This is a genomic window from Kribbella sp. NPDC050281, from assembly GCF_040655855.1.
Lineage (GTDB): Bacteria > Actinomycetota > Actinomycetes > Propionibacteriales > Kribbellaceae > Kribbella.
This window is the reverse complement of sequence record NZ_JBFAKS010000005.1, coordinates 24,365-35,570: the sequence shown is the minus strand read 5'-3', so window position 1 is coordinate 35,570 and position 11,206 is coordinate 24,365. Positions and strand designations below refer to the sequence as shown.

The 11,206-nt window shown below is 67.6% G+C and carries 11 protein-coding genes; 5 read left to right on the top strand and 6 right to left on the bottom strand.

The annotated features are described in order from the left end of the window. Positions 1–235 precede the first annotated feature (235 nt). Positions 236–793: a TetR/AcrR family transcriptional regulator gene (locus tag AB0I34_RS07350; protein WP_360440925.1), complete on the bottom strand. Its 558-nt coding sequence runs from the start codon at positions 791–793 to the stop codon at positions 236–238. 90 nt (positions 794–883) lie between these two features. Here AB0I34_RS07350 and AB0I34_RS07345 point away from each other — a divergent pair, with 90 nt between their 5' ends. The 3 genes from AB0I34_RS07345 (at position 884) to AB0I34_RS07335 (ending at position 2,505) form a co-directional block, all read left to right on the top strand. Then, the gene (locus tag AB0I34_RS07345; RefSeq protein WP_360440922.1) at positions 884–1,258 is read left to right on the top strand and encodes a nuclear transport factor 2 family protein; all 375 of its coding nucleotides are present in this window, start codon (positions 884–886) and stop codon (positions 1,256–1,258) included. 204 nt (positions 1,259–1,462) lie between these two features. Continuing rightward, entirely contained in the window at positions 1,463–1,933 is a 471-nt protein-coding gene (locus AB0I34_RS07340) for a nuclear transport factor 2 family protein (protein WP_360440919.1), read from the top strand. A 134-nt stretch (positions 1,934–2,067) separates the two neighbouring features. Then, positions 2,068–2,505, top strand: a complete 438-nt coding sequence (locus tag AB0I34_RS07335; RefSeq protein ID WP_360440916.1) for an SRPBCC family protein — start codon at positions 2,068–2,070, stop codon at positions 2,503–2,505. Positions 2,506–2,544: 39 nt separating this feature from the next. Here the strand turns inward: AB0I34_RS07335 and AB0I34_RS07330 are convergent, their stop codons facing one another. Beyond that, entirely contained in the window at positions 2,545–3,303 is a 759-nt protein-coding gene (locus AB0I34_RS07330; protein ID WP_360440913.1) for a methyltransferase domain-containing protein, read from the bottom strand. A 95-nt stretch (positions 3,304–3,398) separates the two neighbouring features. Between AB0I34_RS07330 and AB0I34_RS07325 the strand changes: the two genes are divergently transcribed. Beyond that, entirely contained in the window at positions 3,399–4,316 is a 918-nt protein-coding gene (locus AB0I34_RS07325) for a LysR family transcriptional regulator (RefSeq protein ID WP_360440910.1), read from the top strand. Positions 4,317–4,372: 56 nt separating this feature from the next. On the opposite strand, the gene AB0I34_RS07320 is transcribed toward AB0I34_RS07325, so the two are convergent. From AB0I34_RS07320 to AB0I34_RS07310, 3 genes are all read right to left on the bottom strand, one after another. After that, on the bottom strand, positions 4,373–6,841 hold the full coding sequence (locus tag AB0I34_RS07320) for a X2-like carbohydrate binding domain-containing protein (protein ID WP_360440907.1): 2,469 nt from the start codon (positions 6,839–6,841) through the stop codon (positions 4,373–4,375). A gap of 118 nt (positions 6,842–6,959) precedes the next feature. Then, positions 6,960–7,985 carry an NADPH:quinone reductase gene (locus tag AB0I34_RS07315; protein ID WP_360440904.1) on the bottom strand — a complete coding sequence of 342 codons (1,026 nt, stop codon included), beginning with the start codon at positions 7,983–7,985 and terminating at the stop codon, positions 6,960–6,962. A gap of 259 nt (positions 7,986–8,244) precedes the next feature. Continuing rightward, positions 8,245–8,973, bottom strand: a complete 729-nt coding sequence (locus AB0I34_RS07310) for a hypothetical protein (protein ID WP_360440901.1) — start codon at positions 8,971–8,973, stop codon at positions 8,245–8,247. A gap of 95 nt (positions 8,974–9,068) precedes the next feature. Here AB0I34_RS07310 and AB0I34_RS07305 point away from each other — a divergent pair, with 95 nt between their 5' ends. Further along, positions 9,069–10,103, top strand: coding sequence for a methyltransferase (locus AB0I34_RS07305; protein WP_360440898.1), 1,035 nt, complete (start codon positions 9,069–9,071; stop codon positions 10,101–10,103). Here AB0I34_RS07305 and AB0I34_RS07300 read toward each other — a convergent pair. Beyond that, the gene (locus AB0I34_RS07300) at positions 10,084–11,184 is read right to left on the bottom strand and encodes a winged helix DNA-binding domain-containing protein (RefSeq protein ID WP_360440895.1); all 1,101 of its coding nucleotides are present in this window, start codon (positions 11,182–11,184) and stop codon (positions 10,084–10,086) included. The genes AB0I34_RS07305 and AB0I34_RS07300 overlap by 20 nt on opposite strands. Between the last annotated feature and the right edge of the window lie 22 nt (positions 11,185–11,206).

Below are 11,206 nucleotides of genomic sequence, written 5' to 3'. Positions count from 1 at the left end.
GGTGCCCGGGCTTCTCGGGGGTCTGGTTGCTTCGAGGTCTGGGACCGTTCAGCCACGCAGCGGGCCCGGACCGTTCCAATTCACGCCGCGAACAACCTTCAAACGTTCGAATATGTATGTTTTCGATACGTTGTAGTCCACAATCGGAGCTAAGGGACGGTCGACTTCGTTTGCACGGTTGAGCCCCCCACACAGCTCCCGTTTTCCCGGGGCCGGCCGTCTCGTGAATCTCTCGTCAGCCGAGAACGACGGCGGCGAGGTCGCGCGCGGCGCGGCCGGGATGGTGACCGTCCTGGGTGGCCCCCACCACCAGGGTCCCCTCGATCAGCAGATGTAGCTGCTCTGCAGCGCGTTCTGGGCGGGCATGACCCAGGGCCTTGAGTTCCCGCACGAGGAGCGCGCGAAGGCTCCGCCGGAAGGCATCGGTCTCCGCATGGGCCGGATGACCGGGGTTCGCGAACGAAAGGTCGGTCGCGAAGTACCGACAGCCTCGGAAGTCGGGGGTCGCGACGAGTTCGTCGAGCCGATCGAAGAGCCCGAGCAGTCGGGCTCGCGGTTCGGTGGCGCCGGCCAACGCGTCCTCGTACCAGGCAAGGTCCTCCTCGGCGGCGCGACGGAGAACCGCCGCGATCAAGCCGTCCTTGTCGCCGAAGTGTTCGTAGAGCGACCTGCGGGCGACGTTCGCCTCCTTGAGCAGCGCATCCACTCCGACCGAGGCGCCTTGTGAGTAGAAGAGTTGCTGCCCTGCCGCGAGAAGTCGTTCCCGGGGTCCTGGCGAGGTCCTGGGCGTCATCTGCCGATCCTGACCCTCTCCTTGACGATAGACCATTCAGTCTACTACGGTCAGAAGTAGACCAACTGTTCTACTTTCCAGGAGGGTGAGATGACCGACACCGCTGAGACCGTTGACCGCTTCAACGCCGCGTTTCGGCAGCGCGACAAGGACGCACTCGCCACCCTCGTCCATGACGACTGCGTGATGGTCGCGGCCCAGCCCGCTCCCGACGGCGCCGCGTTTGTCGGGAAGGACGCGTGCGTGGCGTTCTGGGCCGAGCTGATGGACGACGAGTCGACCACTTTCGAAGTCCAGCACGTGTTCTCGGCCGGAGACTGGGCGGCAGTGCGGTGGCGCTACCGCTTCGGGCCCACCGACACGGAATCCGTTCTCGGCGTGAACGTGACGCGGGTGAGCGACGGCCGCGTCATCGAGCAACTCGGGTACACCAAGACGCCCGGTGGGCTCCCACTTCCGGACTGAGAACCCACCGAGACCGACTACAGGTTGCTGACCTTGTAAACGGTGGCGTTGATGGACACGACGTACGCCGTGTTGCCGACGAACTCCATCGCTGTCGGGCGGTCCAGGACCAGCTCTCGTCCGCGGCACCCGCAACCCGTCAAGGGAACTGGTCTCCGCAGGATCTTGGATACTGTCTCGACGGGACCCGACCGAGGAGAGCAGATGAACACCCGACCACCACTGCCGCCGTTCACCGAGGAGACCGCGATCCAGAAGGTCCGGGCCGCGGAGAACGCCTGGAACCTGCGCAATCCCGAGGCCGTGTCGCTCGCCTACACGACCGATACGAGGTGGCGTAACCGGGACGTCTTCGTCAACGGACGTGACGAGGTGGTCGGGTTCCTGACGCAGAAGTGGGAGCGCGAGCTCGACTACCGCCTGATCAAGGAACTCTGGGCGTATACCGGCAACCGGATCGCGGTTCGCTTCGTGTACGAGTGCCACAACGCCGACGGGCAGTGGTTCCGCAGCCACGGCAACGAGAACTGGGAGTTCGACGAGTTCGGGCTGATGCGAGTACGCCGGGCCAGCATCAACGACCAGTCCATCAACGAGTCCGACCGGCTCTTCCACTGGGACGCTCCCGGACCTCGCCCCGACGACCACCCCGGCCTGACCGAGCTGGGACTCTAGCCCCGATCATCGCGACCTACAGAGCTCGCATCACGCGTTCGACGTGTGGACCCGCAGGTGTGCGATCTGGTGGCCGGCCGCCTGGACCGCAATCGCAACCCGCTACGCCGCAGCCGCCGCGAGATGATTCCGACATGGCTGTCGACGTACTCACTGAGATCCTGATCAACCGCCCGCTCGCGCAGGTCGCGGCGTACGTCGGTGATCCGACGAACGCACCCGAGTGGTACACGAACATCGAGTCCGTCGAGTGGCGGACCACACCGCCGGTGGCGGTCGGGTCCCGGATGGACTTTGTGGCGCACTTCCTCGGTCGGCGCCTCGCCTACACCTACGAGGTGGTGGAACTGGTGCCGCACGAGCGCCTGGTGATGCGCACCGCCCAGGGACCGTTCCCGATGGAGACCAGCTACCAGTGGACGGCGGCCGGCGAGGCTGCGACCCGGATGAGCCTGCGCAACCGCGGCGAACCTTCCGGGTTCGCGGGTGTCGCGGCTCCATTCATGTCCGCGGCCATGCGACGCGCCAACCAGAAAGACCTGAGGCGCCTCAAACAGCTCCTCGAGGCGTGATCGTCACAGGGGCGGTGCGAGGGCGACCAGCTTTTCGCCTCAATCGCGCCGGCGATGCGCGGTGATGATCCAGGCGCGGGAGTCGAACCAGACGCCGTCTGGGGTCTGGTGGGCGGCAAGGTCGGCGAGGAGGCGTTGGCGAGCGTGTTCGGCCTGGGTTGGGTCCAGGCCCGCAACGAGGTCCTGGGTCATCCGCAGACTGCTCGCGGCTTCGTAGGCGGTCTCGGCGTCTTTGCCGTAGTACACAGGTTCGCGTACGTCGGTGACTTGAATGCCAGTGAATCCCGCGGCGGTCAGGATGCGTTGCGCGGTCGCCGGGTCGGCGAGGGAGAACGCGCCACCGGTGACGGGCTCGGTGCGTTGCGCACCGCGGAAGACGGCGTACCACTCCTGGTGTTTGCTGTCCTGCCAGACAAGCTGCACGAGCCGCGAGCCCGGACGCAGTGCGCGGGCGATATTGGTGAACGCGACCTCGGGGTCGGTGAAGAACATCGTGCCGAACCGGCTGATGCCTAACGAGAAACGATCCGATGGAAAGGCGTGGACCTGGACATCGGCCTGCTCGAAGGAGATGTTCTGAAGGCCTTCCTGTTCGGCCAGCCCGCGAGCGGTCGCCACCATCTGGGCGGAGATGTCCACGCCGACCGCGGAGGCCGCCCGCTTGGCGGCGTCCCGGGTGGTCAGCCCGGTACCGCAGCCGATGTCGAGCACGTGATCATCGGGGCCGACCTTCGCGGCCGCCTGCAATCGCTCGTGATAGCGACGGAGCTCGGCGTCGTAGTCGAACGGTTGGTCCATGAGTACGACGCTAAGCCGCCTACCTGCATGGTGAAAAGCGATAGTTCTCGATCGATGTCATCGCGAAGCCCGATCCACGCGGGTATCTTCAGGTCATGGCCGAGGTTGAGTTGCGGCATCTGGCCACCATGGCCGCCGTCGCGGATGAGGGATCGTTCGGGCGTGCGGCGGTGCGACTCGGGTACACGCAATCGACGGTGAGCCAGCACATCGCGACGCTGGAGAAGGCCGTCAGCGGTTCGGTGTTCGACCGGCCCGGCGGGCCGAAGCCGGTGCGGATCACGCCGCTCGGCACAGTCGTGCTGTCCCACGGTCGAGACCTGTTGGAGCGAACCGACGACCTGGCCGCCGCGGTCGACCGGTTCAAGGCCGGCGAAGGACGCATCGACATCGGCACCTTCCAGAGCGTCTCCAACGTGCTCCTGCCGCACGTCATCCGCCGGTTGCGCGAGGAGCTCCCCCGCTGCGACATCCGGTTGATCGAGGACGAGTCCGATCCACCACCGGTCGGCACGGTGGACCTGATGTTCCACGACCGCCGAGTCCCCGGCGAGATCGAACATCTCAAGCTGCTCGACGATCCCTATGTCCTGGTGGCTCCACGCGGCGCGTTCCCCGACGGACCGGTCCGAGTCAGCAGTCTCGACCGTGCACCGATGGTGGCGTGGCCACCCACCTGCGACCAGCGCGAGGTCGAGGCGATGTTCGCCCGCAACGACGTCCGGCCGCAGATCGTGTTCCGTGCCGTCGGCAACGAAGCCGTACTGGCGATGGTCCGGTCCGGACTGGGCTCCGCCGTACTTCCCTGGCTGGTCCTGACCGGCGCCGAGGTCGCCGACCCGGAACTCTCCATCCACGATCTGCGCCCCGCGCCATCACCCCGCGAGATCTACCTCCTCTGGCAAGCCGGCCGCACCCAATCCCCCCTCACCAAACGAGCCATCGACATCACAGTCGAAGTCGCAACCGAATGGAAAGCCCACGACCGCGGCTCAGCCACCGCCCGTCGATAGGGAAGGCTGCGACCAGAGTGGCGGCGCCGGGATCGCGGCGCCGCCGTTGCCTACGGCTACTTTCCGGTGGTGTAGCGGATGACGTCGTTGCGCAGTACGTCGCCTGAGACCTTGACGATGCGCAGGGTGTGGTCGCCGTTCTTCAGGCCGGTTTGGGTGAAGGCCGGGCGGGCGGTGACGCGTGCATCGTTGGCCAGGCTCACTCGGCGTACGAGCTTGCCGTCGAGGTAGACGTCGGCATCGCCCTGGTCCGGGCCGAGTGCAGTGAGCCATTCGACGCCGGTGCCGCGGAACGCGAAGTCGATCGCCGCGCCGTTCGCGGTGGCGTAGTGCACGTCGTCGTGGTGGTCGCCGCGGAACCGGAAGTCGAGCACCGTACTGCCGACGGGCTGGGCCGCGAGGTACTGCTTGCTGATCGTCACGGCCGTTCCGTCGGCGGTGTAGTCGGTCCCCTTGACGAGGTCCTTGCCGCCCTTCGCGATCCCGTCCAGTTCGGCGGAGTCGCGCCCGATCTGGACACTGACATCGGCCTGCGCGGACGGGTTCTTGTCGAACGCCGCCGTGTCCGGGTTCAGCAGGCTCTCCTGCCGCACGTTCAGCTTGTCGAGCAGCATGAACTGTCCGGACTTCTTCACACCACGGATCGTGTGCGTTCCGTTCGGCAGGTCCGAGATGCTGTACACGACCTGCTGCGCACCGCGCCCGTCGGCCGGATCGCGATGAGTGTCGACCGTCGCCTTGAGCGCACCGTCGATGTAGATCTCGACCTCGCCCTGCGACTCGTGCGTCTCCGTCACGTAGTCCACCCCGGTGCCGACGAAGCTGTACGTGAACGCGTCGCCGTTGGCCTCGGTGTACTGCACGTCGTCCTGATAGTCACCGAGCCCGCGACCCGTGCTCCGGCTCCACGAACCCGTGTAGACGATCTCCGGGTTGTCGTTGTTCACCGAAATCGTCCGCACGCCGGCATCGGTCGACGTCGCGGCCGCACCGGCCTTGGCCGCCGACGAGTCGGTCACCGCGACCGTGAGCGGTTCGGAGACCGCCGGTACCTCGAAGTTGCCGTTGCGCTGCCAGGTTCCGTCGTACGACACCCGCAGATCGTCGTCGTTGACGCTGACCTTCGAGTTCTTCTGCGGCGTGACGGTGAACAACCGGGTCCCGTGCGGCGGCACGGTCGCGGCGGTGTAGCCGGACGCGAACTGGCCCAGGTTCTGCTTCGCCCACAGGTCACGCACCTGCGCGGACCCGTCCAGTCCGAGGTCCGCCCAGTTCACCGTCATGTTGGCCTCGGTGGTCCCAAGGTTGAACAGGGCAACGGTGTACGAGCCGTCCGCGTTCAGCGAGTACCAAGTCTGCCGGTTGGTCTTGGTGGACACCGGTTGGGCCGGCCGACCGGCCTGGTTGACCGCGATCACCTCGCGGTTGGTCAGCAGTTCGAGGCCGTACGAATCGAGCTTGGTCATGTCGTTGCCGATGTAGAACGGGGCCGCAGACACTGCCCACAGCGTCGCCGCCGTACGCCGCTCGTCTTTCGTCAGCCCGTCCATCGTGCCGTTGCCGACATCGAGGGAGTCAAGGTCGTTCCACCCACCCGGTCCGCCATGGCGCCACCAGTCGGCGAGCTTGGGGAACAGTCGCGCGATGTTCTGCCACGTCGTGAGTGCCTCACCAGGGCAGTAGCACTCGACGTCCCAGTCGATCCGCCACCCGTTCGCGTACTGCTTCCAGTAGTCCGCGTAGTTGATGTCGAGAGCCCAGGACAGCTCGAGCCAGATGCCGTGGCGGGCGAGAGCCTGCGACCAGGCCTTGACCTCGTCGCGTGCGTCCATGGACAGGTCGCTGACCCCTGAGCCCGGCGTCACGCTGTCGAACTTCAGGAAGTTCACGCCCCAGCTGGCGTAGAGATCGGCGATGGAGTTGATGTACGCCTGCGCGCACGGCTTCGCGGCGTCGATCCGGTAGCCGAAGCCCCAGTAGTCGCCCTTCTGCAGCGGTTGGACCGCCAGGTCTCCCGTCGTACATCCGGGGGCGCCGTACACCGGAAGGTTGGCGTCGAGCATCGCCTTCGAGATGCCAGGGATGCCGTAGAGCCCGATCTTCTGGCCGTTCGCGTGGACGTGGTCGATCACCGCCTGCAGGCCGTCGGGGTACAGCGTCTTGCTCGGCACCGGCCGGCCGTAGTCGTCGATGCCGCCGTTCCAGCCCGCGTCGATGTTGATGTACTCGTACCCGTACGGCTGCAGCTTCTGGTGCATCGCATCCGACTGCGCCTCGATCTGGTCGGCGGTGATCCAGCTACCGCCGTTCGGCGAGTACACCTGCATGCTGTAACTGCTCCAGCCCATGTAGGGCTTCCGCGCCTGCTCACCCGCCGGCGGGTACGTCGTACTGGCCGCGGTGACCGTCTGCAGCGGAGCCGCGCCGGCAGACGACGCCGCGGTCAGGCCGACCGGGAGGAGAGCGGCGACGGCGAGCGCCACGAGTGGTCCTCGGATCGCCTTGTTTCGAAGGAATCTGGTCATGAGCGGCTGACCTCTCTACGGGTCCCCGAAGAAGCGATCGGATAGGATATCTGAACCCTGAGGCCTTTTACTTACTCTTGTCAAGTATGTGAGTACGGGGAAATGCTCCCGCCGTCGGTCAGGTCGCTGCGACGGTGATCAGGACCTTGCCGACCGCTCCACTCTCGACGGCTGCGTGGGCTGCGGCGGTGTCTTCGAGTTGGTAGCGGTGCAGCGGGAGGCCGGCCTGCTCTCCGACGCGGTAGGCCCCGTCCTCGATGGCGTGGTTGATGTCTTCCGCGGCGGCGGTGATCCGGTCCCAGCCGAGCGTGTAGAGCAGCACGAACTGGTAGCGGGTGTTGAGGCCCATGTTCCGCCGTACGTCGAGCTCGAACGGCGTACCGCCGTCGTTGGCGTAGATCGAGATCGTCCCGCGCGGACGCAGTACTGCGAGGTCGAGCTCGGCGTTGGCGCCCGCTGCGACCTCGACGACGAGGTCGACACCGTCGGGAACGATCCGCCTGACCACCTCGGCCGCGTCCGCCTTCGTGTAGTCGACGACGTGGTGTGCCCCGGCGGCCGTCGCGAGCGTGGCCTTCGACTCCCGGCTGACTGTCGAGATCACGGTCGCGCCGGCCCAGCGGGCGAGCTGGATCGCGGCGTTGCCCACCGCACCGGCTCCCCCGGCGACCAGGATGGTCCGGCCGGACAGCGCGCCTGGCCGGAGCCGGCCAGCGCCGCCATCTCCGACCGTCAATGCGCGGTGTGCGGTGATGGCCGGGATGCCGGTACTCGCGCCGAGGTCGAAGTCCGCGTTCGCCGGCAGGGGGAACACGCGGCCGGCGGGCACGACAGTGAACTCCTGGGCCGTGCCGCTGCCTGGACGGCCGTCGCCGGCCAGAGTGACCCAGACACGGTCGCCCACGCTGAGACCGTCCACACCACCACCGATCGCGTCGATCACGCCCGCGCCGTCGTGGTTGGGCACCGTGGCCTCGTCCGGTCCACCGCCGTACGAGCCGCTCCGCGACTTCCAGTCCGTCGGGTTCACGCCCGACACCACCACCCGGATCCGCACCTCACCGTCACCCGGCTCGGCGACCGGCCTCTCCCCGAGCTCGAGAACCGACGGATCTCCGGAACGCGCGTACGTGATAGCTCTCATGCCTTGCATCCTCCTCCCGTACGGCGGCAGCAGCTAACCGCCGCCCAGAACCAGGAGGTGATGGCCTACAGGTGTACGTCGGGGAGCGCGCTGTGTGCTTCATCCGGTCCTCCCCCTGGCGGCGATTGGCGACGGCTCCCGCAGGCACCCCCCTCTGGTTGTGCAGCCTGCGGGACGCCGTCGCATCCACCCTGCGGTGGTCGCGGGACCGCGACGCCGATCTGGCGTCAACTCGCCACGCGCCCAGGAGCGGACCGGGTCAGAGCCAACCGCGCCGAATCGCCTCGGCACCTGCCTGGAAGCGGCTGTGCACGCCGAGGACCTTGAGCAACTCCGCGACGCGGCGACTGTAGGTGCGCGATGAGAGACCGAGCCGGGGCGCCGCGACTTCGTCGGGCGCACCCGAAGCCAGCGCTGGCAGGATGACGGCGAGGTGCGGTGGAGGCAGGTCGCGATCGATGCCCTCCGGGTCGGTTCCGGCGTTCCACAGATGCTGGTGGACGGCCACGAGTGCGCCGACGACACTCGGGTCCTGCACGATCTGGAACCCATCCGCCAGCACCGTCGAGTTCAACGGCAGCAGGATCGTGCGGCGATCGATGATCGAAACCTTGAGCGGCACCGCGTCCACCACCCGCGCCTCACCGCCGGATCGGTAGACGATCGCCCCCAGTTGCTGGTCGGCGAGCAAGCCCGCTCGCGAGGTGACCTGACGCACTCTGGCACCGCGGCCGAGTGCCGCGCGGAGAGTCGCCGGACCGCGCCGTTGGATCGGATCCGGTACGTCGTTGGCCAGCAGGTAGCTGGTGTCGTCGAAGCTGAGGATCTCCCGGCGCGCCTGGGCCCGCAGCTTGGTGATGGTGTCCCAGAGCGACGACTGTGACCCACGCACGGTGTGAGCCGGTGCGGTCTCCCCCAGCCGGACCCGGCGCCTGCCCTGCTCCAGGGCATGCGTCACCTGCTCGACCGGCTCGGGCCTCCGTGTCATCCGTCCATTCTGGCCTCGATGGCGGGTCTACCTCCCCGCTGGCGAGTTCCTGCCACCCTGCGAGTGATCGCCGAGGTCGAGCAGATGCTGGCGCCATGCCTCAGTCGACCTCAGCGCCGGGTCCGGACCAGGTGACGGATCTGGTGACCCCTGTAGTCGTTCGGGTCGCGGTCACGATCGGCCTGCTCTCCGCGATCTGCGCGGAGCCCACACCGCTGAGCCAACTGGCGATCGGCTTGGGGATCGACGAGTCGGTCCTGCGGCGCCTGGTGCGATTCCTCGCCGTCCGCGGAATCCTCGCTGTGGACGCGAACGGCGTGGTGGCGTCGACCGAGCTCGGCCGGCGCATCGCGGACCGGACGGGACCTTATGCGGCCCGGTTGGACTGGAGTGGCGCGGCCGGACAGATGGACAGGTCCTTCGTGGAGGACTGTCTGGCGGCACTGCAGGGCCGACGGCGCAGACCGGATCCCTGGGCTGTCTTCGACGACGATCCTGTGCTCTCGGGCTCGTTCGACACGCTGATGAGCGCCCGGGCAGCCGAGTGGGCCGACGAACTCGTCGACGATCCGCTATGGGGGCGGCTGGGCTGCGTTGCGGATCTGGGCGGAGGCCGAGGCCACCTCCTCTACCGCCTCCTGCGGGCTTGGCCGCACCTGAACGGCGCACTCGTCGAACGCCCCGGTCCGGCTCGAGCTGCGCAGGAGGAAGCCGAACGGCTCGGCTTGACCGACCGCACGCAGGTAGTGACCGCCGACCTTCGCGATCCGTTGCCCACCGGGTACGACGCCTATGTCCTGGCGCATGTCCTGCACGATTGGAACGACGATGGCGCCGCCGTCATCCTTCGGCGGGCAGCGGAGGCGTGCGGACCCGATGGTCGGGTTGTCGTCGTCGAACGCGAGCTGACCGATGATCAAGCAGGGTCCGCGGCGGGGCTGGACGCCACCGCCCAGGATCTCCGGCTGTTCGTGCTCTTCGGCGGGGGCGAACGGACGCACGACGACCTGCACGCGCTAGCCGTGTCGGTCGGCTTGTCGCTGGAAAGACGCCGGCGCCTGACCTCGGGCCGGTCCCTGCTCGTCTTCGCCCGACCTCCGCTGGAGGACCCTAGTCCGTCGAGAAGGTGATCGGTGTGTCGTCAGTGCCGATCAGCGTGAGGAGCCGAGCGCCTTCGAGCTCGATCGTTTCCTGCTCATCAGTGGTCAACGGGCGGTGGGGTGTGATCCGCAAGCTCGGTTCCTTGCCACGGTGGTGACGCCAGTCGGCCTGGTAGTCGCCGTCGATGAGGAGCGTGCCCATCGCGGCGCCGTTGCCCGGCGGCAGTGGGATCGGCCGTCCGGACGGATTGACCCGCCGGCGATCAGCGTGCGAGAGCAGCAGATTGTCGTACTCCGGCAGGAACCGCACCGGAGCCGGCGTTTCCGGATCAGGCAGCGTCCCGTCCGGTACGTCGTACAGCTCCCGCCCGTCGTCGTCGGCGTACACACGCAGCTCGAGCCGATCCACGACCTCCCGCAGCTTGGTCAGCCCGGACCAGGTCTGTACGTCGGCCACACTCGCGGGACCGAACGCCGCCAGATACCGCAGTACGAGCGAGTCGATCGGACGATCAGCCACCGGTGACCGGCCGAGCCAGCTCTCGATCGTCTGCAGGGCGGCAGGGCCGTTCTCGCCCCAGATCCCGCGCGGAGTCACGTGGACCGTGCCGGTCAGGTAGCTCACGGCGTACGCCATCGCCGTGGCGTCCCAGTCCGGCCAGCGCTCACCGAGCACCTCGCGCAGCCGGCTGCGGGTGTACGGCTCCCGGCTCAGCAGCTCAGTGCCGTAGGCAACCACCGCGTCGACGTCGGCCCCGGCCAGTTGCTTGCCGAAGGCACCCCGCAGCCCTCGATCCGCGACCGGATGCACGAGCCGCCACAACGACAGGCAGTCCTCGGCAGTGACGAGATGAATCGTTGCTCGCATCAGCGAGGAACGCACGAGCCGGCGCGACCTCAGCAGCGCGGACAGCTCCTCCGGGTCGAAGCTCTCGAGCCTCGACCACAAGGCGACGTACGGCGCCAACGGCGCCTGGGCCTGGAGCCCTACCAACCGCTCGATCAGCTCGGTCGCCGGCCCGCTCCTCCGGTCCAGCAACTGCTGACGCTGGAGCAAAGCCCGATTCAGGGCACGACGGCTGAGTACCGAACGCGGCACCGTTGCACTCATCGCCCCAGCGTACGGAAGAACG

Excerpts from the sequence above, each read along its gene's own strand:
- AB0I34_RS07345 (WP_360440922.1), top strand. The coding sequence starts at position 884 with ATGACCGACACCGCTGAGACCGTTGACCGCTTCAACGCCGCGTTTCGG.
- AB0I34_RS07315 (WP_360440904.1), bottom strand. The coding sequence starts at position 7,985 with ATGAGAGCTATCACGTACGCGCGTTCCGGAGATCCGTCGGTTCTCGAG.
- AB0I34_RS07340 (WP_360440919.1), top strand. The coding sequence starts at position 1,463 with ATGAACACCCGACCACCACTGCCGCCGTTCACCGAGGAGACCGCGATC.
- AB0I34_RS07305 (WP_360440898.1), top strand. The coding sequence starts at position 9,069 with ATGCCTCAGTCGACCTCAGCGCCGGGTCCGGACCAGGTGACGGATCTG.
- AB0I34_RS07300 (WP_360440895.1), bottom strand. The coding sequence starts at position 11,184 with ATGAGTGCAACGGTGCCGCGTTCGGTACTCAGCCGTCGTGCCCTGAAT.
- AB0I34_RS07310 (WP_360440901.1), bottom strand. The coding sequence starts at position 8,973 with ATGACACGGAGGCCCGAGCCGGTCGAGCAGGTGACGCATGCCCTGGAG.
- AB0I34_RS07325 (WP_360440910.1), top strand. The coding sequence starts at position 3,399 with ATGGCCGAGGTTGAGTTGCGGCATCTGGCCACCATGGCCGCCGTCGCG.
- AB0I34_RS07330 (WP_360440913.1), bottom strand. The coding sequence starts at position 3,303 with ATGGACCAACCGTTCGACTACGACGCCGAGCTCCGTCGCTATCACGAG.
- AB0I34_RS07320 (WP_360440907.1), bottom strand. The coding sequence starts at position 6,841 with ATGACCAGATTCCTTCGAAACAAGGCGATCCGAGGACCACTCGTGGCG.
- AB0I34_RS07335 (WP_360440916.1), top strand. The coding sequence starts at position 2,068 with ATGGCTGTCGACGTACTCACTGAGATCCTGATCAACCGCCCGCTCGCG.
- AB0I34_RS07350 (WP_360440925.1), bottom strand. The coding sequence starts at position 793 with ATGACGCCCAGGACCTCGCCAGGACCCCGGGAACGACTTCTCGCGGCA.